Origin of the sequence: Methylobacterium sp. Leaf106 (assembly GCF_001422895.1) — a bacterium.
GTDB classification, from domain to species: domain Bacteria; phylum Pseudomonadota; class Alphaproteobacteria; order Rhizobiales; family Beijerinckiaceae; genus Methylobacterium; species Methylobacterium bullatum.
The window spans coordinates 672,424-694,320 of sequence record NZ_LMNB01000023.1; the positions used below are offsets into that span (position 1 = coordinate 672,424).

The following is a 21,897-nucleotide window of genomic DNA, read 5'->3' on the forward strand; positions in this document are numbered from 1 at the left end:
ATCTGCCGCGCACATCAGAGGGAGGATCGAGATGATCCAAGGCACGGCCCCCGGGCCGGTTTCCGTGCGCCCATGGCTCTCCATGTATCCGCCCGGCATACCCGCCGAGATCGACGTCGCGAGCCCGCGCACCCTCGTGGACATCCTGCGCCTCAGCACGACGGAATGTGCCGCCCGCCCGGCGATCCGCTGTTTCGGCAAGTCCATCACCTATGCCGAACTCGGCGCCTCCGCGGACGCGATCGCGGCCTGGCTGGTGGCCGAAGGGTTCGGCAAGGGCGACCGGATCGCCGTCATGATGCCGAACGTGCCGGCCTATCCGGCGGCGATCTACGGGATTCTCCTGGCCGGCTGCGTCGTGGTCAACGTCAACCCGCTCTACACCCCGCGCGAACTGACGGTTCAGATCAACGATTCGGGGGCTCGGGCGCTCTTCGTCCTCGAGAATTTCGCCCATACCGTCGCCAGTGCGGGCGCCGACATCGCCCTCGACCGTATCGTCGTCGCCGGACCGGGCGACGGGCTCGGCCTCAAGGGGCGGATCGTCGATCTCGTCTCGCGCCACATCAAGAAGGCGGTGCCTCCCTATCGTCTGCCCGAGGGCAAGACGCTGCGCTTCGAGACGGTCCTGCGCCGCGGCCGAAGCCTGCCGAAAGCGTCGGTGTCGGTCGGGCCGCAGGATCTCGCGTTCCTGCAATATACCGGGGGGACGACGGGCGCCGCGAAGGCCGCCATGCTGACCCATGCCAACGTCGTCGCCAACGTGGCTCAGTGCCGGGTCTGGTTCTCCGTGTCGGAAACCGACGGGGTCGACCGGGTGATGGTCACGGCCCTGCCGCTCTATCACATCTTCGCCCTCACCGGCTGCTTCTTCCTGTTCATGAGCATCGGCGGATGCTGCCTGCTCATTCCCAATCCCCGCGACGTGGACGGGTTCGTGAAGACCCTGAAGGGCAACCGCTTCACCCATTTCTCCGGGGTGAACACGCTGTTCAACCTGCTCAACAACCATCCGAAGATCGCGGAGGTGGATTTCTCCAGGATCCATTTCGTCATCGCCGGCGGCATGGCCGTGCAGGCTCCCGTGGCGGCCAGGTGGAAGGCGATCACGGGCAAGTCCATCGTCGAGGGCTACGGGCTTTCCGAAACCTCGCCCGTGGTCTGCGTGAACGACCCTCGGGCGGATTGGACCGGCACGATCGGCTTCCCGGTTCCCTCCACCGATGTGGCGATCCGCGATGCCGAGGGCAGGGATGTCCTCCCTGGCGAGCCCGGCGAGCTCTGCGTGCGCGGCCCGCAGGTCATGGCGGGCTACTGGAAGCGGCCGGACGAGACCGCGCGGGCGACGACCGGTGACGGCTATTTCCGCACCGGCGACGTGGCAATCCTCCAGGCGGACGGGCAGGTGCGTATCGTCGACCGGATGAAGGACATGATCCTGGTCTCGGGCTTCAACGTCTATCCGAACGAGGTGGAGGAGATCCTCGTCGGCCATCCCGGCGTGCTCGAATGCGCCGTGGTCGGCACGCCATGCGAGGAGACCGGCGAGATGGTCGTCGCGCATGTGGTGCTCAAGGACAGCAGCGTCGGGGTCGAGGCGCTGCGGACCTACGCGCGTCAGCAGCTCACCGGCTACAAGGTGCCGAGGCGCGTGGTCTTCCACGACGCCCTCCCGAAGACCAACGTCGGCAAGGTGCTGCGCCGGGCCCTGCGCGACGCGGCGCCGCGCCCCTGACGAGCCCGCCGATGTAACCGGGGACGGCGTCTCGCCGAACGGTGACGATAGGCCCCGCTTGCACGGATGGGCGGCGGGGCCGATCTTCGCGGGACAAGGCCGCCCTGTGCGGCCATCCCTATTCTTGTTCGAGGACGCCACATGTACATCAAGCGCCGTAGCGGCTGGGAAATGCCTGAGCGCCTCGCCACGCCCGAGAGCGTGTTCCTGAACCGCCGCGCCTTGCTCGGCGGGGCCGCCGGCCTCGCCGCGACGTCCCTCATGGGCGTCGAGGGCGCTTTCGCCGCCGCCGACCCGACGAGCGGCCTCTACCCGGCCGCGCGCAACGAGGCCTATACGCTGGACCGTCCGCTGACGGCCGAGAAGTTCTCGGCGGATTACAACAACTTCTACGAGTTCGGTACGTCCAAGACCGTGCTGCCGGCTGCCAACGCCCTGAAGACCCGGCCCTGGACCCTCAAGATCGACGGCCTGGTCGAGAAGCCGTTCGAGATCGGGATCGACGATCTCGTCCGCAAGATGACCCTCGAGGAGCGCCTCTACCGCCACCGCTGCGTCGAGGCCTGGTCGATGTCGGTGCCCTGGACGGGCTTCCCGCTCTCGAAGCTCGTGGCCCTGGCGAAGCCCGCATCGGGGGCCAAGTACCTCCGCATGGAAACCTTCATGGACAAGTCCATGGCGCCGGGCCAGCGCTCGTTCCTCTATCCCTGGCCCTATGTGGAAGGACTGACGATGGAGGAGGCCAACAACGACCTCGCCTTCATCGCCACGGGCATCTACGGCAAGCCGCTCGCCAACCAGTTCGGTGCGCCGATCCGCCTCGCGGTGCCGTGGAAGTACGGCTTCAAATCGGTGAAGTCGATCGTGAAGCTGTCCTTCGTCGCCGAGCGGCCGAAGACCTTCTGGGAAGGCCTGCAGGACTCGGAATACGGCTTCTGGGCCAATGTGAACCCGGCGGTCTCGCATCCCCGCTGGAGCCAGGCCTCGGAGCGCGTGCTCGGCACCGACCAGCGAGTGCCCACACTGATCTATAACGGCTACGGCGAGCAGGTGGCCGGGCTCTACAAGGGTCTTGAGAACGAGCGCCTGTTCGTCTGAGCGGGCTGCCGGTCAATAGGTCCAGCGCTGGGCCTTGGCCACGAGGAAGTCGCGGAAAGCCTGCACCCGGGCGACGGAGCGCATCTCCTCGGCATAGACGAGGTAGCTTTCCATATGCGGCATCTCGACGTCGCGCAGGACCTGCATGAGGCCGGTCTGCCCCTCCACGGCGTAGTCGGGGAGGATGCCGATGCCGGCACCGGTCTCCATCGCGTTCTGCAGGGCGGCGATGTTGTTCACCGTGAAGTGGATCGTCCTCCGTTCCTGGCCTTCGCGGCCCACCGTCGAGAGCCAGTGGGTCGCCAGCAGGTAGGACGGCTCGTTGCCGCCGAAGGACACGAGGCGGTGGTTGTCGAGATCCGCGATCGCCTTGGGTTCGCCGAACCGCTTCACGTAATCGGCCGAGGCGAAGGCATGGTAGTGGACCGTGAACAGCCGCCGCTGGATCAGGTCGGGCTGGGCCGGGCGCCGCATCCGGACGGCGACGTCCGCTTCGCGCATGGCGAGATCGAGTTCCTCGTTGGTGAGGATGAGTTCGACGCGCACGTCGGGATAGAGGTCGAGGAATTCGGCGACGCGCTGGGCGAGCCACGAGGTGCCGAGGCCCGTCGTCGTCGTCACCTTGAGGTCGCCGCTCGGCCGCTCGCTCGTCTCCACGAGACGCGCCCTGGTGTTCTCCAGGCGCAGCTTCATGTCCCGCGCCGCCCGGAACAGCAGGTCGCCCTGCTCGGTCAGGATGAGGCCCCGCGCATGGCGGTGGAAGAGAGGGGCCTTCAACTCCCGCTCGAGGGCGCTGATCTGCCGGCTCACCGCCGATTGGCTCAGGCCGATATCGTCGCCGGCACGCGTGAAGCTGCCGGCTTCGGCGACGTTGAGGAAGATCCGGATCTTGTCCCAGTCCACGGCGTCCAACCCCCTCACGCAGCCCCGTGCCGATAGCCGGCCGCCCGATGCCGGACCCTGTACGGTCAGGCATCGGCCCTTGCCGTGTCTCGGCGTGCCCGGCCGCCGTTTCATTCGGTTCGGCCGGGCAACATGGGACGCCGAGCCGATGAAACTCGGCTCGTGCTGGTTTTAGGACAACGATCTTGCGATTAGGTTGATGCCCGACGCAAGGCGCCGAACAAAGATTTCCCTATTCCGCTGCAGCCTGCTGTGGGGTTTCGCCGAGTTCGAGGGCCGCGATGTACTTTTCGGCCTCCAGAGCCGCCATGCAGCCCATTCCTGCCGCGGTGATCGCCTGCCGGTAGACATCGTCAGCAACGTCGCCGGCGGCATAGACGCCGGGGATCGCCGTCTCCGTCGTGCCCGGCTTCGTCTCGATATAGCCGCCATGGCGCATGGCGAGCTGTCCCTCGAAAATCCCCGTCGCCGGCTGATGCCCGATGGCGACGAACACACCGTCCGCCTTGAGCTCCGTGATCGTGCCCGAGCGCACGTCCTTCAGGCGCAGATGCGTGACCGAAGGCGGTGACTGGGTGCCGCAGATCTCCTCGATCGCGTGATGCCAGACCACTTCGACGTTGGGATGCTTGAACAGGCGCTCCTGGAGGATGCGCTCCGCACGGAACTCGCCCCGGCGATGCACCACCGTGACCTTCGCGGCGAGGTTGGCGAGATAGAGCGCCTCCTCCACGGCGGTGTTGCCGCCGCCGACGACCACCACCTCCTTGCCGCGAAAGAAGAATCCGTCGCAGGTGGCGCAGGCCGAGACGCCGAAGCCCTGGAACTTGGCCTCGGAGGGAAGGCCCAGCCACTTCGCCTGCGCGCCGGTGGCGATGATGAGGGCGTCGCAGGTGTAGGTCTCGCCGGAATCCGCCTCCAGATGGAACGGCCGCGCCTGCAGATCGACCTTGGTGATGTACTCGGACACGATCTTGGTGCCCACATGCTCGGCCTGGAGCCGCATCTGCTCCATCAGCCACGGACCCTGGATCGGGTCGGCGAAGCCCGGATAATTCTCGACATCGGTGGTGATCATGAGCTGGCCGCCGGGCTGGAAGCCGGAGATCAGCAGCGGCTCGACCATGGCGCGGGCGGCATAGATCGCGGCGGTGTAGCCGGCGGGGCCTGAGCCGATGATGATGAGCTTGGAATGGTGGGGGGCCATGGTTCGGACGTCTCCTACGGCCGCGGCGCAGGTGCCAGCCCGGCGCGGTGCTCGACAAAGGCACGGGCCAGAGCTTCCGCGATGGCCGGTGTCGCGTCGAGGGGGGTGTAATGCAACTCTTCCAGACGACCGGTGAAGGGCTTCAGGGCGCCCGCCATCGCCAGTCCGGCAAAGAGCCGCCTGTGCCGGATGTAGGTCTTCGGGAGATCGAAGAGAAGCACCGGCGCACCGCTGCTCACCGCTTCTCCCACCATGTTGGCCGAATCCGACGTGACCACGATGGCGTCGGCGAGGGCGAGCAGGGAGACGTAGGGGTTCGCCCCCGAGCCGTCCCAGAAGAAGCCGCCCTTCTCCGCGACGAGGCGCTGGAGCGCCGTCCGCAGGGGCGGCGGCGTCCGGCGGGACACCGTAAGCATGAGCGACGATCCGCCATCGGCGAGTTTCGTCAATTTGGCGAGCAGCCGCTTCATGTCGGCGGAACGATAGCTGAGATGGCGGCTGTCGCCGCCGATCAGCACCGCGACGCGAGGCTTCGGCAGTTGCATCAGGCGCGGATCGGGGGAACGGCGCGCCGCCGCCAGCCGCGCCGCCGTCACCTGATGCGGCGCCGTCAGGGTCGTGAACACGTTCGGCCCGCGAAGGTCGTCGTAATCCGGCACCCAGATGAAATCCGCGGTGTCGTGCCCCGTCCGGGGATCCTTCAGGAAGGCGGTGAAGGTCCGGCCCTTCGACGCCTTGCGGATCGCGCGGAGATAGGGGACCGCGCGGCGTCCCGAGGCGATCACGATCTCGGGAAACGGGCCGGCCAGGGCGCCGCCGCGATGGCCGGGTCGGTCGCGCGGGTCGATCGGTCCCCACGGGGCGAGCCAGCCGAAGGGGGGACGGGGCGTGACGCGGTGGATCTCGAAATCGAGGCCGAGGGTCTCCGCGAGGCCGATACACTGGTTCTCGTCACCGGCTTTGCCATCGGTGACGATCCACGCTCCCACATGAGCGAGATCGGGGGCATGGCCGGTGCCGAGTTTCTCTCCAGCAGATCGCATCACGCCGGACGCTCCCGATATCGACATGGCGGCGTCAGTTCGACGGAAATGCCCGGCGCAGCCAGCCGGCATAATGCTGTGCGATCGCGGCGACGCGGCGACGTTCCGAATCCGGATCGTACCACGCCCCGCCCGAGCTCGACGGCAGCGCGGAGAGCTGCGGATGCCGGGCCAGCACCTCGCCGCGTCGACCGACGATCAGGGCTTCCCCGTCGAGATAATCGGATTGCGAGCCGCCGCCGAAGCCGCTGCGGCCTCCTTCGCTCCCGGTATAGGGCCGGAGCGACAGGCTCTTGATCCTCACCACCAGAACCGGTCCGGCGCCCCCGATCCTGTCCGCGAATTCGCGGTTCAGCGCGCCGAGGAGATCGTCACGCAAGGCTTCCGCCGGGGCGCCGCCGCCTTCCGCCAGGAGCGGTCCCACATCGACGCGGATCGCCGACAGCCGCGTGGCGCCGAAGGACGACAGACCCTCGGCCAGGGCAGGGGACGCCATGGCCAGGACGGCGACGAGGCCGATCCATGCCCGCCGCCAGCCCGTGACGGACCGGCGAAATACGGTCTGGCGCATGCTCGAAGCCTCGGGCGTCAAACGCCGTACTGGACCGCGACGACCTCATAGGACTTACCGCCGCCGGGGGTCGTCACCTCCACCGTGTCCCCGACGCCCTTGCCGATGAGGGCGCGGGCGATGGGGGAGGTGATCGAGACCAGCCCCGAACGGACATCCGCCTCAGGCTCGCCGACGAGCTGGTAGGTCTTCTCTTCCTCGGTATCCTCGTCAACGAGCTTCACCGTGGCGCCGAACTTGATCTTGGTGCCCGACAGCTTGGTGACGTCGATGACTTCGGCCCGGGCGATCATGCTCTCGAGTTCCATCACCCGCCCCTCGTTGTGGGACTGGGCCTCCTTGGCGGCATGATACTCGGCATTCTCCGAGAGGTCGCCGAGCGCCCGCGCTTCGGAGATGGCCTGGATGATGCGCTGACGCTCCACCTGCTGGCGATGCTTCAGCTCGGCTTCCAGCGCAGCGAACCCGCGCACCGTCATCGGAACCTTGTCTATCGTCATCGTCTCGCGCCACAATGAATAGGCCCGGTCGGGAGCGGGACGCTCCCTCCGGGCCAGAGTAAGATGGTCTTGAAGCTTGGCATCTGCCGTGTCCGTCAAGACGGACACCACATCAAATGTTAAGCCGCGAAGTATTCCTGCAAGGCGCGCACCTGGAGATCACCCTCGAGATAGGCCTTGATCCCCTCGGCCGCCGCCATCGCTCCGGCTAGAGTGGTGTAGTACGGCACTTTATGCAAGAGGGCCGCCCGGCGCAGGGAGCGCGAGTCCGCCAGGGCGCCTGCGCCTTCCGTCGTGTTGAACACGAGCTGGATGTCGCCGTTCTTGATCGAATCGACCACGTGCGGCCGGCCCTCCAGCACCTTGTTCACCCGCTCCGTCGGGACGCCGTTCTCCAGGAGGTAGCGCTGCGTCCCGCTGGTGGCGACGATGACGAAACCGGCCTCAGACAACTCCCGGATGGCCGGCAGGATGCGGGCCTTGTCGGCGTCACGGACCGAGACGAACACCGCGCCGCTCTTCGGCACGAGGGTGCCCGAGCCGAGCTGGCTCTTGGCGAAGGCGACGCCGAAGCTCGAATCGAGGCCGATGACCTCACCGGTGGAGCGCATCTCCGGTCCGAGCAGGACATCGACGCCGGGGAAACGGGCGAAGGGGAACACGGCTTCCTTGACGGCGATGTGGTCGAGGACCTTGGGCTCGAGCCCGAAACTCGCGAGCGGCTCACCCGCCATGACGCGCGCCGCGATCTTGGCGATGGGCTCGCCGATGACCTTGGCGACGAAGGGCACCGTGCGGGATGCCCGTGGGTTCACCTCCAGCACGTAGATCGCGCCGTCCTTGATGGCGTATTGCACGTTCATCAGGCCGCCGACCTGCAGGGCCAGCGCCATCGCCCTGGTCTGGCGTTCCAGCTCGGCGATGGTCTCCGGCGAGAGCGAGCGCGAGGGCAGCGAGCAGGCGGAATCGCCCGAATGGATGCCGGCCTCCTCGATGTGCTCCATGATACCGGCGATGTAGACGTCCTTGCCGTCGCAGATGGCATCCACGTCGATCTCGGTGGCATCCGAGAGATAGCGGTCGAACAGGAGCGGGTTCTTGCCCAGCACCGTGTTGATCTGGCCGGTCTTGTCGTTGGGGTAGCGCGATTTCACGTCCGACGGGATCAGGCTCGGCAGGGTGTCGAGGAGATAGTCGGCGAACTGGACCTCGTCGCGGATGATCGCCATGGCGCGGCCGCCCAGCACGTAGCTCGGGCGCACCACGAAGGGCAGGCCGAGATCGGAGGCCACGAGGCGGCTCTGCTCGACGGAATAGGCGATGCCGTTCTTCGGCTGCTTCATCCCGAGCTTGTCGAGGAGCCGCTTGAACTGGTCGCGGTCCTCGGCGAGGTCGATGGCGTCCGGTGAGGTGCCGAGGATCGGCACGCCGGCCGCTTCGAGGGCGCGGGCGAGCTTCAGCGGGGTCTGCCCGCCGAACTGGACGATGACGCCGTGCAGCGTGCCGGCCTGCCGCTCGGTCTCGATGATTTCGAGCACGTCCTCCTGCGTCAGCGGCTCGAAATAGAGCCGGTCGGAGGTGTCGTAGTCGGTGGAGACCGTCTCCGGGTTGCAGTTGACCATGATCGTCTCATAGCCGGCCTCGGTGAGCGCGAAACAGGCGTGACAACAGCAATAGTCGAACTCGATCCCCTGGCCGATGCGGTTGGGTCCGCCGCCGAGGATGATGACCTTCTTGGCGTCGGTGGGCTGCGCCTCGTCGACCACGGCGCCGGCGAAGGGCGCCACGTAGGTGGAGTACATGTAGGCGGTGGGCGCCTTGAACTCGGCCGCGCAGGTGTCGATGCGCTTGTACACCGGGCGGACGCCCAGTGCCCGGCGGGCGGCGCGGACGCTGTCCTCGTCGGTCTTGGCGAGCACCGCGAGGCGGGCATCCGAGAAGCCCGCCGCCTTGAGCTGGCGCAGGGCGCCGGGTGTGGTGGGGATGCCGTGGACCTTGACCCGGTTCTCCAAGTCGATGATCGCCTGGAGTTGCTCCAGGAACCACGGATCGATCTTGCACGAGGCGTGGACCTCCTCGTGGCTGACGCCGAGGCGGAGCGCCTGTCCCACCTTCAGGAGACGGTCAGGGGTCGGTGTACCCAGGGCCGCCTTGATGGCGTTGTGGTCGTCGCCCTTGCCGAGCCCCTCGATCTCGATCTCGTCGAGGCCGGTGAGGCCGGTCTCCAGGGAGCGCAGGGCCTTCTGCAGCGATTCGGCAAAGCAACGGCCGATGGCCATGGCCTCGCCCACCGACTTCATCGCCGTGGTCAGCGTCGGCTCGGCGCCGGGGAACTTCTCGAAGGCGAAGCGCGGGATCTTGGTGACGACGTAGTCGATGGTCGGCTCGAACGAGGCCGGGGTCGCGCCGCCGGTGATGTCGTTGGCGATCTCGTCGAGGGTGTATCCCACCGCGAGCTTGGCCGCGACCTTGGCGATGGGGAAGCCCGTGGCCTTGGAGGCCAGCGCCGACGAGCGCGACACGCGCGGGTTCATCTCGATGACGATCATCCGGCCGGTGGCCGGGTCGATGGCGAACTGCACGTTCGAGCCGCCGGTCTCCACGCCGATCTCACGCAGCACCGCGAGCGATGCGTCACGCATCACCTGATACTCTTTGTCCGTGAGCGTCAGGGCTGGGGCCACGGTGATGGAATCGCCGGTATGGACGCCCATCGGATCGATGTTCTCGATGGAGCAGACGATGATGCAGTTGTCGTGTCTATCGCGAACGACCTCCATCTCGTATTCCTTCCAACCGAGGACACTCTCCTCGATCAGGACCTCGTTGGTGGGCGAGGCGTCGATGCCGCGCTCGACGATGTCGAGGAATTCTTCCCGGTTGTAGGCGATGCCGCCCCCGGTGCCGCCCATGGTGAAGGAAGGGCGGATGATGGCCGGGAGGCCGACTTCGGCCAGCGCGATCAGCGCCTGCCCGATGGCATGCTCACCGTAGCGCTTACGACGGTCGGATTCGCCCGCGTGCCACTTCTTCTCGAACGCGGCGAGGGCGGCCGGACGAGCGGCCTCGTCGGTGGAGGTCTCGATCCGGGCGATCTCGGCGAGGTACTTTTCGCGATCCACCTTCTTGGCGGCGGACGCGTTGGCGACGGCCGATTTCGGCGTTTCCAGGCCGATCTTCGTCATCGCGTCGCGAAACAATTGCCGATCCTCGGCCTTGTCGATGGCCTCGGCCGTGGCGCCGATCATCTGGACGTCGAATTTTTCGAGTATGCCCAGCTTCTTGAGAGAAAGGGCGCAGTTCAAGGCCGTCTGGCCGCCCATGGTCGGCAGCAGGGCGAAGCCGCCGGGAAGGACGTGGCGCTCCTTCTCGATGATCTTGGCGACGATCTCCGGCGTGATCGGCTCGACATAGGTCGCATCCGCCATGTCCGGGTCGGTCATGATGGTCGCCGGGTTCGAATTGACCAGGACGATCCGGTAACCCTCCTCGCGCAGCGCCTTGCAGGCCTGCGTCCCGGAATAGTCGAACTCGCAGGCCTGCCCGATCACGATCGGACCGGCACCGATGATGAGGATCGTGGAGAGGTCGGTGCGTTTCGGCATCGGGCGCCTTGGCTTGCGGACGCGCGCATCCGTCAAGCGCGGCGCCACAATCTGGAGCGGGCCGGATATGGACGCGAGCGGCGTGAATGATCGTTAGCGCTCGCGTCTACACGCGGCGGGAGGGTTTTGGAAGAGCGCCGAGAGGCTTGGCGTCGATTGTGCCCGCCCCGGAGGGCCGCCGGTCCGCCGCCAAAGACAATCAAACTATAATAACTATAAATCCAAGAAGATGCGAAATATTGCGCCTTCGATGGAGCCGTGTAATTGAGACGATCGGCGCCTTGTCGATCTCGAACAAGACTAAATCGAGGATAAGAATGATAAAGCTAGGAACGCTCGTGGGCACGCTGGCCCTGTGCATCGCCGCCGGCCCAGCCGCTTTCGCCGCCGAGATCACCGTGAAGACCCTCAACAGCGGGCCGGGTGGTATGATGGTCTTCGACCCTGCCTTCGTGAAGTTGGCGCCGGGCGACAGCATCAAGTTCGTCCCCCAGGACAAGGGGCACAATGCCGAGCTGATCAAGGGCATGGCGCCCGAGGGGGCGGAGACCTTCAAGACCGTCCTGGGCAAGGAGGAGGTCGTCAAGTTCGACAAGCCCGGGGTCTACGGCATCAAGTGCTCGCCGCATTACCTCATGGGCATGATCGCCGTGGTGGTGGTCGGCGACAAGCCGGAGAACCTCGAGGCGGCGAAGGCGGTCACGCACAACAAGCTCGCCGCCAAGCGGTTCGAGCCCCTGCTCGCCCAGGTTCAGTGACGTGAGAGAGGAGGCGGCGCCAAGCCGCCTCCGACCTCCCGCGTTGTGCCGTCAGAGGCCGATATAGAGGGCGGCCACCGCGCGATCGATGGAGAGATAGAACACGCCGAAGGCCACGGCGGCGGCGGCGGCGAATTCGAGGGCGACGTTGGGCAGGGTCTGCGAGCGGCGCAGGATCTCGCGGCCGAAGAACAGGCTGAGCCAGGCGATGGTGAGGACGACGGGCAGGACGAACAGGAAGGACCAGGTGCTCTCGACGGTCTGGGCGCCGCCGGTCGGGTCGATGAGCGCGCGGATGTTGCGGACCCAGGGGGCGTAGCAGGCCGAATACAGGGCGGTCATCCAGGCGAGGGCGACACCCACGCCGAGATGGAACGTGAAGACCCGATGCAGGCGCGAAAAATCATCGCGCGCGTCGTCGAACGTCATGTGGAAAACCCCGTGCTCATGGCAGCAGGACGATCGTCGCGGCGTCGTCACCGTGCCGATCGTCGTTGGCTTCGGGGAGTGCCGGTCAAAGCCGGGTTTTTTGTGACGGGCGCGGGAACCATTTCGCGAATGCCCCGGCGGCGATCCGCCAGAGCTCGTTGGAAGGCGCAAAAATGCGCCCGGCGCGGTGAGCGATACGGCCCTACGCGGCGGTGGTGGGGGCCGTCTCCGCCTTGCCGCTGCGCATCAGCGCCACGAACCGCTCGAACAGGTAGTGGCTGTCGCGCGGGCCCGGCGAGGCTTCCGGGTGGTGCTGAACCGAGAAGGCCGGGCGGTCGGTGAGGGTGAGACCGCAATTCGAGCCGTCGAACAGCGAGATATGCGTCTCAACCGCCGTCTCGGGCAGGCTGGCCGGATCGACGGCGAAACCGTGGTTCATCGAGACGATCTCGACCTTCCCCGTGGTCTTGTCCTTCACCGGGTGGTTGGCCCCGTGATGGCCCTGAGCCATCTTCACGGTGCGTCCGCCGAGCGCCAGGCCCATGAGCTGGTGTCCGAGGCAGATGCCGAAGGTCGGCACCTTCTCGTTCAGAAGCTCGCGGATCACCGGGACCGCGTATTCGCCGGTGGCGGCCGGATCGCCGGGACCGTTCGACAGGAAGACGCCGTCGGGCTTCATCGCCATGATCGCGGCGGCGGAGGTGGTGGCGGGCACGACGGTGACATCGCAGCCGGCCTCGGCGAGCAGGCGCAGGATGTTGCGCTTCACCCCGTAATCGATGGCGACGACCTTGAGGCCCTCGCCGATCTGGCGGCTGCCGTAGCCGCCCTTCACAGCCCAGGTCGTCTGCGACCAGTCGGACGTCTCGCGGCTCGTGACGGGCGGGACGAGGTCGAGACCCTCCATCGGGGCGAGGGCGGCGGCGCGTGCCTTCAGTGCCTCGCGGTCGAACCGGCCCTCCGGATCGTTGGCGATGACGGCGTTGGGCATGCCGTGGTCGCGGATGAGGGCGGTGAGCGCCCGCGTGTCGATCCCGGTGATGCCGACGATGCCGCGCGCTTTCAGCCATGCGTCGAGATGGCTCGACGAGCGCCAGCTCGACGGGTTGGTGACGGCCGAGGCGATGACCGCGCCGCGCACGCCGGAGGCGGGGGCCGCGTCGAGGCTCTCCAGGTCTTCGTCGTTGGTGCCGGTATTGCCGATATGCGGAAAGGTGAAGGTGACGATCTGGCCGGCATAGGAGGGGTCGGTGAGGATCTCCTGGTAGCCGGTCATCGCCGTATTGAAGCAGACCTCGCCATCGGCGGCCCCGGTCTGGCCGATGCCGAATCCTTCGAGGACGGTGCCGTCGGCCAGCACGAGGAGGGCTGTCGCGACGGGCTCGGCCCAGGGTGCGGGCGTGGAGGAGGATTGCGCCGGGGCGCCTTCGTCTTGCAGCATCGTCGCGATCTCGCTTATGTCCGGCCGACCCATCGACGCCGGTGCGACGGCGCGTGCGGGTGGCGCATTGTGCGGCGCTCATAACGAGCGGGCCGTGATGGGGTCAATGTGGCCCCTGTTCCCGACCGGCTCAACCACCTCGGTCGGCCGATCACAGCAATTCGCAGACCATCCGGGCGCCGAGCCCAGCTATGACATTCCGCAAAGACGATTTTCAGGAGACGACCATGCTGCGCGCGCGCCTCACCACCGAGATGAAGGAGGCCATGAAGGCCGGCGACAAGGCCAAACTCGCCACCGTGCGGATGATCCAGGCCGCCTTGAAGGACAAGGACATCGAGGCCCGTGGCCTCGGCAAGGAGCCGGCCTCCGAGGAGGAAATCCTCGCCCTGCTGCAGAAGATGATCAAGCAGCGCAACGAATCGGCCGGCGTCTACGACCAGGGCGGTCGCCCCGAGCTCGCCGAGACCGAGCGGGCCGAGGCCGCGATCATCGCGGGCTACCTGCCCCAGCAGATGGACGAGTCCGAGACCCGCGCCGCCATCGAGGCCGCCGTGGCCGAGACCGGCGCGGCCGGCCCGAAGGACATGGGCAAGGTCATCGCCGCCCTGAAGGGCAAGTTCGCCGGCCGGATGGATTTCGGCAAAGCGAGCGGTTTGGTCAAGGACGTACTCAACGCCAAGGCTTGAAGACTTGCGCCGATCGGACCGGACGGTGACGAGGCCCACTCGTCACGGTCCGGTCCGAGGCACGAGCGATGGATGCGTCGAAGCGTTCGGGACTCCTTAAACGCTGTAGGCTAGACTGCCGGCCTGCAAAGGTCTGGTTCACCCGTGCGTTACCCACCCCACATCCTCGAAGAGATCAGGGCGCGGCTTCCCGCTTCCGACGTGGTCGGGCGGCGCGTGCGGCTGAAGAAGGCCGGTCGCGAGTGGCGCGGCCTGTCGCCGTTCAATTCGGAGAAGACCCCGTCCTTCTACGTCAACGACCAGAAGCAGTTCTATCACTGCTTTTCGTCCGGCAAGCACGGTGACGTCTTCACCTTCCTGATGGAGACCGAGGGCCTCAGCTTTCCCGAGGCGGTGGAGCGCCTGGCCGGGGAGGCGGGGGTGACCCTGCCCGCGCCCAGCGCCGATGCGCGGGAGATGGAGACGAAGCGCACCGGCGCTTTCGAGGTCATGGAACTGGCGGCCGCCTATTACGAGGACCAGCTCAAGGGTCGCCTCGGCACCAGCGCGCGCGCCTATCTCGACCGGCGCGAACTCGGCCCCGAGATCCGCTCGCGTTTCCGGCTCGGCTACGCCACGTCGGAGCGCTACGGACTGCGCGACCACTTGGCCGCCAAGGACGTGGACAAGGAGCTGATGGCCGAACTCGGCCTGCTCGTCAGCGGCGACGACATCGCCGTCCCCTTCGACAAGTTCCGCGACCGGGTGATGTTTCCCATCACCGACAGCCGGGGGCGGGTCATCGCCTTCGGCGGGCGCGCGATGCAGGCCGACGCCAAGGCGAAGTACATGAATTCGCCGGAGACCCCGCTCTTCCACAAGGGGCAGGTGCTCTACAACCTGCACGGCGCCCGCAAGGCCGCCCATGATCGCGGGACGATCATCGCCGTGGAAGGCTATGTCGACGTCATCGCCATGACCATGGCCGGACACCCGAACGCCGTCGCCGGCCTCGGCACGGCCTTGACGGAGGAACAGCTGGCGCTCCTCTGGCGCCATGCCGACGAGCCGATCCTGTGTTTCGACGGCGACGGCGCCGGCCAGCGCGCGGCGTTCAAGGCCCTCGACGTGGCGCTGCCGGGGCTGACGCCGGGTAAGTCGCTCCGTTTCGCCCTCCTGCCCGAGGGGCAGGACCCCGACGACCTGCTCCGCTCGGCCGGCGCCTCGGCCATCGACCGGGTGCTCGACGGAGCCCGCCCCCTCGTGGAGGTGTTGTGGTCGCGCGCCACCGAATCGACGCCGACGGATACGCCCGAACGCAAGGCCGGCCTCGCCAAGAGCCTGCGCGAGATGGTCGCCTCGATCCGCGACGAGACGGTGCGGCGGTTCTACAAGGACGAGATCGAGGGACGCCTGCGCGCCCTTTCTCCCGGAGGCGGTGGCGGTGGCCAGCGCCGGACCGGCTACGAGCCCCGGAGCGGAGGAGGCTCGACGTTCCAGCGCAAGCCGAGGCCGGGAGACCCGCCGCCCTCGCCGCGAATCACCACGAAGTTCAATCCGCTCTTCGCCGGGTCGACGAACTCCGGCGGGACGGCTATGTTCAGGGATCGCGAGGCGATGATCGTCTCCAGTCTCCTCGCCCACCCGGAATTGTTGGGGATAGAAGCCGAGGATCTGGCGGCTCTGGAACTCGACGATCCCGACGCGCAGGCGCTGCGGTCCCTCCTGCTGGACCAAGCGGCGGACGCCGATCAGCCCGATGTGGAGGTTCTGGAGAGCCGATTGCGGAGGGCGGGGCTCGATGGCGCGGCCACGCGCCTTGCGACCCATGTTCGTCCGGGAGACCGCTGGACACTCGATTCGCATGCGGATCGGATGCGTCTGGAAGACGCATTGCGTCAGGCCGTGATCTTGCACCGGAAGTCTGGCGCGCTAAATAGCGAACTTCGCGCTGCCGAGAGAGCACTGGCCGAGGAGGGATCCGAGGCCAACTTCGCTTGGCTATGTGACGTCAAGGAACGTATGGCCGTGGTCGCAGGGGCGGAGGCGGACGCCGAAGTGCCAGAATCGGACGATACGGCGGCCGCGTAACCGCGACGAACCGGAATTTAGGGTGCCGCTCGCGGCACATGGTTAACAGTCGGTCAAGCGTAGCGCTTGTAGACCGGGACATGAGATATCGACGCGGTCGCATCGTGCGCGCCGCACATCAAAGAGAATGGCGGCGTGGACGACGCGGAGTGAGCCGAACGCTCCCGCTCAACGCGACCAGGGCAACAATAGGCGGACCATGGCGACGAAGGCAACGGAACGGGACGAAACGGATGCTGCTCCTGAGCAACAGACGGACGGACCGCTCCTCGATCTGACCGATGCCTCGGTCAAGCGGATGGTGAAGCTCGCCAAGAAGCGCGGCTACATCACCTACGAGGAGATCAACGAGGTTCTGCCCGAGGGCCAGTCCGATCCGGACCAGCTCGAGGACGTGCTGTCGCAGCTCTCCGAGATGGGCATCAACGTCGTCGAGGCGGAAGAGACCGAGGATGCCGGTGGCGAGAAGCCGGCCAACGGCGAAGCTTCCGACGACGACGAGGCCGCCGAGGGGACGGAAGTCGCCGAGATCGCGCCGACCAAACCCCTCGCCGTGCGCGAGACGACGGCCAAGGAGCCCACCGACCGGACCGACGATCCGGTGCGGATGTACCTGCGCGAGATGGGCTCGGTGGAGCTTCTCTCTCGTGAGGGCGAAATCGCCATCGCCAAGCGCATCGAGGCCGGCCGCGAAGCCATGATCGCGGGCCTCTGCGAGAGCCCGCTGACGTTCCAGGCCATCATCATCTGGCGCGACGAGCTCGTCGACGGCCGCGTGCTCCTGCGCGACATCATCGATCTCGAAGCCACCTATGCCGGCCCGGACGCCAAGAACGCGCCGCAGCTCACCGAGGGTGAGGACGGCGACGAGGCCGAGGCGGAGGCACCGATCCCCGCCGAGGGCGGCGACGACGAAGACGACATGGAGAACAACGTCTCGCTCGCGGCGATGGAAGCTGAGATCAAGCCGCGCGTTCTCGAGACGTTCGACAACATCGCCAACAACTACAAGAAGCTACGCAAGCTCCAGAACGAGCATGCCGACCTGAAGGCCGGCGGCGGCACGCAGACCTCCGCCCAGAGCCAGAAGCAGTCCGATTTCAAGGACACCGTCGTCGCCGACGTGAAGTCGCTGTCCCTGAACTCGAACCGCATCGAGGCGCTGGTCGAGCAGCTCTACGACATCAACAAGCGCCTCATCAGCCATGAGGGTCGCCTCATGCGCTATGCCGAGAGCCACGGCGTCGCCCGCGACGAGTTCCTGCGCCACTACCAGGGCTGGGAGCTCGATCCGAACTGGATGGAGCGTGTCGGCAAGCTCGGTGGCAAGGGCTGGAAGAACCTCGTCGAGAAGGGCGCCAAGCAGGTCGCCGACCTGCGCGAGCAGATCCTGACGCTCGCCTCCGAGACCGGTCTCGAGATCGGCGAGTACCGCAAGATCGTCAACATGGTCCAGAAGGGCGAGCGCGAAGCCCGTCAGGCCAAGAAGGAGATGATCGAGGCCAATCTCCGCCTCGTGATCTCCATCGCCAAGAAATACACCAACCGCGGCCTGCAGTTCCTGGACCTGATCCAGGAGGGCAATATCGGCCTGATGAAGGCCGTCGATAAGTTCGAGTATCGCCGGGGCTACAAGTTCTCGACCTACGCGACCTGGTGGATCCGGCAGGCGATTACCCGCTCCATCGCCGATCAGGCACGCACCATCCGCATTCCTGTGCACATGATCGAGACGATCAACAAGATCGTCCGGACCTCGCGCCAGATGCTGCACGAAATCGGCCGCGAGCCGACTCCCGAGGAGCTGGCCGAGAAGCTGGCCATGCCTCTGGAGAAGGTCCGAAAGGTCCTGAAGATCGCCAAGGAGCCGATCTCCCTCGAAACGCCCATCGGCGACGAGGAGGATTCGCATCTCGGCGATTTCATCGAGGACAAGAACGTCGTTTTGCCGATCGATGCGGCGATCCAGTCGAACCTGCGCGAGACCACCACTCGCGTGCTGGCCTCGCTGACGCCGCGCGAGGAGCGCGTGCTGCGGATGCGCTTCGGCATCGGCATGAACACCGACCACACCCTCGAAGAGGTCGGTCAGCAATTCTCGGTGACGCGCGAGCGTATCCGCCAGATCGAGGCGAAGGCGCTGCGCAAGCTCAAGCACCCGAGCCGTTCGCGCAAGCTGCGGAGCTTCCTCGACAATTGAGGGCGGACCGGCCCTCTCCTTCGTGACGAGGGACTGTCTATCGGAAACGACAATGGCGCACCGAAGGGTGCGCCATTGTCGTTTCAGCTCACGTCTTAACGCCAGGGGAGACTACACGTCGCCCCCGATCCCTCATTGGTTCCCTGCCCGGGCCGGATCGAAGCCGCGCTTGCGCGAATAGATGCTTTCGGCGTCGGGCATGACGGCGCCCGCCACGGGGGTCACGCGCCCGGCGACGCGCTGCTTCTGTCGAGACCCATCCGTCCTGCAACCCGTGCAGAGAGAGGCGATGGCCCGTTCCCCGCGACGGGCGATCCGCTCGTTGAAGACCGTCTGACGTCGGCTGCTGGCTTCGTTGGACTCCGAAAAGCTCGACGTCGTCGGAATGCCGGCTTCGTCCCGCGATGCGGGGGGAGCCTGCACGGGTGCGTTGGCGGCGGGAAGCAGGAGGGGTCCGGCCTGCGCGGCCCCGGCAAGCGCCATGGCGATCACGAGGGCGACGGCACGGGGTGCGATAGGCATGGGTGGTTCCGATGACGGGAGTAGAATCCCGGCATCACGTTTAGCCGGTGATCGTCATTTTCACCTTATCATGGCACCAATGGGACGATATTTCCCGACGGACTTCGCGATGAACGGAGCGACAAGTGTTGCCGCCCGGCCCCCTCCGACCCACTTTGGAAACATGCTCGATCTTGGCCCGCCTCATCCCTCGCCGACTGCCGAAGCGGATGGGTCGGAGGCGAACGACGTGCCGTTCGGGTCCCTGCAGGAATGTGTCGCCCTGAGGGATTGGCTCCTGATCGAAGGGGCGCGCCTGCCGCAGGCGGACGACCTCCTGGCGGGGATGTCCGAGCGGCTGATCGCCCTCGGGGTTCCCGTCCACCGGGCATCCACCGCCATCGACACGCTTCATTCCGAGTATTCCGGGGTCGGTCGGTTCTGGACCCCCGAGAGCGGATCGACCGTGCGCCTGTTTCCGCACGGGGAAGCATCCGACAAGGCGTATCACGACAGTCCGTTCTTCACCGTTCATGAGACCGGCGAATGGCTGATGGTCGACCTGAACGACGCGGATGATCTGCGATACTCGATCATCGGCGATCTCAAGGCCGGGGGCTACACGCATTACATCGTGGCACCGCTGTTCTTCACCAACGGCTCGCGCAACGGCATCACCTTCGCGACCCGCGCCCCGGACGGATTCCGCGACGAGGACATCGCCATACTCCGGTTCGTCATGCCGACCCTGGCTGCGGTGATGGAGATGCGGATCGTCAACAAGACGCTGGATCAGGTCCTGCGCATCTACGTGGGCGACGAGCCGCACCGGGCGATCCTGTCCGGCGACATCCGTCGCGGGCAGGTCAAGCGCATCCGTTCGGCCATCCTGTTCGCCGACATGCGAGACTACACCCAGATCTCCGCCGACATGACGCCCGAGGAGGCCGTCGACCTCCTCAACATCTTCTTCGATTGCCTGGTGCCGGCGGTGGAGCGGGAGGGCGGCGAGGTTCTGAAATATCTCGGCGACGGGCTGCTGGCGATCTTCCGCGAGCGCGGCGACGATCTCGGCGGTGCCGCCAAGGGCGCGCTCATCGCCGCCCGTTCCGCCCTTTCCGCCCTCGACGAGGCGAACGCCACCGGGCGTTTCGCGCAGCCCGTCGTTGCCGGCATCGCGCTCCACCACGGGGAGGCGGCCTACGGCAATGTCGGGTCCGGCGCGCGCCTCGACTTCACCGTCATCGGCCGCGACGTGAATCTGGCGAGCCGCCTCGCACGCCTGAACAAGGTCCTCGGCGAACCGCTCCTCATGTCGAAGCCCTTCGTCGATTTCCTCTGGGACGAATCGGAATCCCTCGGCGAGCACGCGCTCGACGGGTTCGCCGAATCGATGGGCGTCTACCGGCCGGGGCGGACACCGGCGGCACTCTGACACCGGCTGGCATATCAAACGGCGTCGGCGGGGATTGACCGGAGCGTGGTCCTTGCCCACATCTGGGATGTTCCAGGGAGATCCCCGTCAAGGGGCTGAGAAACCGATGAGCGTGGACCTTGAGGTCGCGCGGCGCGGAAATCCTTCGAACCTGAACCGGCTCATACCGGCGTAGGGATTGGACCGTGGGTTTTCTGTTCAAGGAAGCCCGGCACGCTTCGGATCGGAAGCTGAAGGACACCAATCTCTGCGGATCATCGCGGAGGTTTCCCTTGGACGTCTCAGCCACCCCGAATACCCTATCGCGCCGGTCCACCGGTCTCGTCGTCGACGGCAACGCACTGCCCGCGCGAAGCGACGTCGTGATCGTCGGCGCCGGTTTGATCGGCCTGTCCGCGGCATGGCGCCTAGCTCGGGCGGGTCTCACGGTCACCGTGATCGAGCGTGACACCGTGGGCGCCGGGGCGAGTCTCGCGGCCACCGGGATGCTCGCGCCCGCGGCGGAACACGAGCCGGGCTCCGATCCGCTGCTTCCCCTGGCCCTCGAGAGCCTCGCGCGCTGGCCCGGCTTTCGCGATGAACTCCAGGCCGCCTCCGGTATCGGTATCGATTACCGGGAGGAGGGGACCCTCGTCCTCGCCATCGGCCGCGACGAGGTGGACCGCCTGCGCTTTCGGCACGATCTTCAGATCCGCTCCGGCCTCACGGCGCGCTGGCTGTCGGGGACGGACGTCCGTGCCCGCGAGCCGGCCCTTCGTCCTTCGGTCACCGCCGGCCTGTTCTGCGCGGAGGATCATCAGGTCGACCCGCCCCTCGTCATGGCGGCGCTCACCCGCGCGGCCCAGGCGGCCGGAGTGACCATCGTCGAGCGATGTCCGGCGGAAGCGCTGGATTGGGAGGGGGGGCGCGTCCGGGGCGTCGCGACGCCGCGCGGAACCGCATCGGCCGGGACCGTGATTCTCGCGGCGGGCGCATGGAGCGGGGAGGCCGGCCTCCTGCCGGAGGACCTCGCCCTGCCGGTTCGGCCGATCCGCGGCCAGTCGCTGGCGCTGAAGACCACGGCCCGGACGGGCAATCTCTCGCACATGGTGTGGACCGAACAGGTCCACATGGCCCCGAAGGCCGATGGCCATCTCATCGTGGGGGCCACGGTGGAGGATTGCGGCTTCGTTCCGGGCGTCACCGCCGGCGGTCTCTACGCGCTCCTCGAAGGGGCGCGACGTGTCTTGCCCGGCATCGAGGAGATGGAAGTAGAGGCGGTCTGGAGCGGTTTCCGGCCGACGTCCGACGACGATGCGCCGATCATCGACACCCTGGCGCCCGGCCTCGTGGCGGCCACCGGCCATCACCGCAACGGATACCTCCTGGCTCCCGCCACGGCCGACGCCGTCTGCGCCCTTCTCACCACCGGCGCGCTGCCCGATTTCGCGCGCGGCTTCGGCCTCGCCCGGTTCCGGCGGCCCGCGCGGGCCGAGAGGAGGGCTTTCGCATGAGGCTCACCATCAACGGGCACCCGCGCGAGGTCGAAGCGGCGGACCTGTCGGCCCTCTTCCGGGTCGAGGCGGAGGAGACGGGGATCGAGAGCCCGCAGGGCATCGCCATCGCGCTGAACGGCACCGTCATCCGCCGTCGCGACTGGGAGACGACCCCTGTCGCCGAGGGCGACAAGGTCGAGATCGTGCGCGCCATGCAGGGCGGATAGTCGAGGGATC

At 66.9% G+C, this 21,897-nt stretch carries 18 protein-coding genes and 1 riboswitch; of the genes, 9 read left to right on the plus strand and 9 right to left on the minus strand.

Annotation, left to right across the window (positions count from 1 at the left end):
• Positions 1–31 precede the first annotated feature (31 nt).
• Both ASF34_RS14850 and msrP read left to right on the plus strand, forming a co-directional pair.
• Entirely contained in the window at positions 32–1,735 is a 1,704-nt protein-coding gene (locus tag ASF34_RS14850) for an AMP-binding protein (RefSeq protein WP_056161910.1), read from the plus strand.
• A gap of 141 nt (positions 1,736–1,876) precedes the next feature.
• Positions 1,877–2,833, plus strand: coding sequence for a protein-methionine-sulfoxide reductase catalytic subunit MsrP (gene msrP / locus ASF34_RS14855; RefSeq protein WP_056161911.1), 957 nt, complete (start codon positions 1,877–1,879; stop codon positions 2,831–2,833).
• A gap of 12 nt (positions 2,834–2,845) precedes the next feature.
• On the opposite strand, the gene ASF34_RS14860 is transcribed toward msrP, so the two are convergent.
• From ASF34_RS14860 to carB, 6 genes are all read right to left on the minus strand, one after another.
• Positions 2,846–3,736, minus strand: a complete 891-nt coding sequence (locus ASF34_RS14860; protein WP_026176123.1) for a LysR family transcriptional regulator — start codon at positions 3,734–3,736, stop codon at positions 2,846–2,848.
• Between the two features lie 232 nt (positions 3,737–3,968).
• Positions 3,969–4,943, minus strand: a complete 975-nt coding sequence (gene trxB, locus ASF34_RS14865; protein WP_018044856.1) for a thioredoxin-disulfide reductase — start codon at positions 4,941–4,943, stop codon at positions 3,969–3,971.
• Between the two features lie 14 nt (positions 4,944–4,957).
• The gene (locus ASF34_RS14870; protein ID WP_018044855.1) at positions 4,958–5,986 is read right to left on the minus strand and encodes a mitochondrial fission ELM1 family protein; all 1,029 of its coding nucleotides are present in this window, start codon (positions 5,984–5,986) and stop codon (positions 4,958–4,960) included.
• Positions 5,987–6,020: 34 nt separating this feature from the next.
• The gene (locus ASF34_RS14875; RefSeq protein WP_018044854.1) at positions 6,021–6,557 is read right to left on the minus strand and encodes a hypothetical protein; all 537 of its coding nucleotides are present in this window, start codon (positions 6,555–6,557) and stop codon (positions 6,021–6,023) included.
• A 17-nt stretch (positions 6,558–6,574) separates the two neighbouring features.
• Positions 6,575–7,051 (minus strand): transcription elongation factor GreA, encoded by a 477-nt coding sequence (gene greA, locus ASF34_RS14880; RefSeq protein ID WP_187273304.1) that lies wholly within the window; start codon positions 7,049–7,051, stop codon positions 6,575–6,577.
• Between the two features lie 125 nt (positions 7,052–7,176).
• The gene (gene carB / locus ASF34_RS14885) at positions 7,177–10,662 is read right to left on the minus strand and encodes a carbamoyl-phosphate synthase large subunit (protein WP_056161913.1); all 3,486 of its coding nucleotides are present in this window, start codon (positions 10,660–10,662) and stop codon (positions 7,177–7,179) included.
• 317 nt (positions 10,663–10,979) lie between these two features.
• Here carB and ASF34_RS14890 point away from each other — a divergent pair, with 317 nt between their 5' ends.
• The gene (locus tag ASF34_RS14890) at positions 10,980–11,420 is read left to right on the plus strand and encodes a pseudoazurin (RefSeq protein WP_026176119.1); all 441 of its coding nucleotides are present in this window, start codon (positions 10,980–10,982) and stop codon (positions 11,418–11,420) included.
• Positions 11,421–11,471: 51 nt separating this feature from the next.
• On the opposite strand, the gene ASF34_RS14895 is transcribed toward ASF34_RS14890, so the two are convergent.
• Complete coding sequence (locus tag ASF34_RS14895; RefSeq protein WP_056161915.1) at positions 11,472–11,849, minus strand: hypothetical protein; 378 nt, start codon at positions 11,847–11,849, stop codon at positions 11,472–11,474.
• Between the two features lie 202 nt (positions 11,850–12,051).
• Positions 12,052–13,290 (minus strand): glutamine-hydrolyzing carbamoyl-phosphate synthase small subunit, encoded by a 1,239-nt coding sequence (gene carA, locus ASF34_RS14900; RefSeq protein ID WP_056148118.1) that lies wholly within the window; start codon positions 13,288–13,290, stop codon positions 12,052–12,054.
• Between the two features lie 227 nt (positions 13,291–13,517).
• On the opposite strand from carA, the gene ASF34_RS14905 reads away from it, so the two are divergent.
• The 3 genes from ASF34_RS14905 to rpoD all read left to right on the plus strand — a co-directional run bounded on the left by ASF34_RS14905 (position 13,518) and on the right by rpoD (position 18,249).
• Complete coding sequence (locus ASF34_RS14905; protein WP_056162124.1) at positions 13,518–13,979, plus strand: GatB/YqeY domain-containing protein; 462 nt, start codon at positions 13,518–13,520, stop codon at positions 13,977–13,979.
• 144 nt (positions 13,980–14,123) lie between these two features.
• On the plus strand, positions 14,124–16,049 hold the full coding sequence (dnaG, locus tag ASF34_RS14910; protein ID WP_082494180.1) for a DNA primase: 1,926 nt from the start codon (positions 14,124–14,126) through the stop codon (positions 16,047–16,049).
• A 199-nt stretch (positions 16,050–16,248) separates the two neighbouring features.
• Positions 16,249–18,249, plus strand: a complete 2,001-nt coding sequence (gene rpoD, locus ASF34_RS14915) for an RNA polymerase sigma factor RpoD (RefSeq protein WP_018044846.1) — start codon at positions 16,249–16,251, stop codon at positions 18,247–18,249.
• Positions 18,250–18,381: 132 nt separating this feature from the next.
• Here rpoD and ASF34_RS14920 read toward each other — a convergent pair whose 3' ends face one another.
• A complete protein-coding gene (locus tag ASF34_RS14920; RefSeq protein WP_056161919.1) occupies positions 18,382–18,771 on the minus strand; it encodes a hypothetical protein in 390 nt (129 codons plus the stop codon).
• A gap of 163 nt (positions 18,772–18,934) precedes the next feature.
• Between ASF34_RS14920 and ASF34_RS14925 the strand changes: the two genes are divergently transcribed.
• From ASF34_RS14925 to thiS, 3 genes are all read left to right on the plus strand, one after another.
• Entirely contained in the window at positions 18,935–20,185 is a 1,251-nt protein-coding gene (locus ASF34_RS14925; protein ID WP_018044844.1) for an adenylate/guanylate cyclase domain-containing protein, read from the plus strand.
• Between the two features lie 65 nt (positions 20,186–20,250).
• Positions 20,251–20,381: riboswitch (TPP riboswitch) on the plus strand.
• 76 nt (positions 20,382–20,457) lie between these two features.
• Positions 20,458–21,678, plus strand: a complete 1,221-nt coding sequence (thiO, locus tag ASF34_RS14930) for a glycine oxidase ThiO (RefSeq protein WP_443136539.1) — start codon at positions 20,458–20,460, stop codon at positions 21,676–21,678.
• Positions 21,675–21,887: a sulfur carrier protein ThiS gene (gene thiS, locus ASF34_RS14935; RefSeq protein WP_056161923.1), complete on the plus strand. Its 213-nt coding sequence runs from the start codon at positions 21,675–21,677 to the stop codon at positions 21,885–21,887. Before thiO ends, thiS begins: the two co-directional genes overlap by 4 nt.
• Positions 21,888–21,897 lie beyond the last annotated feature (10 nt).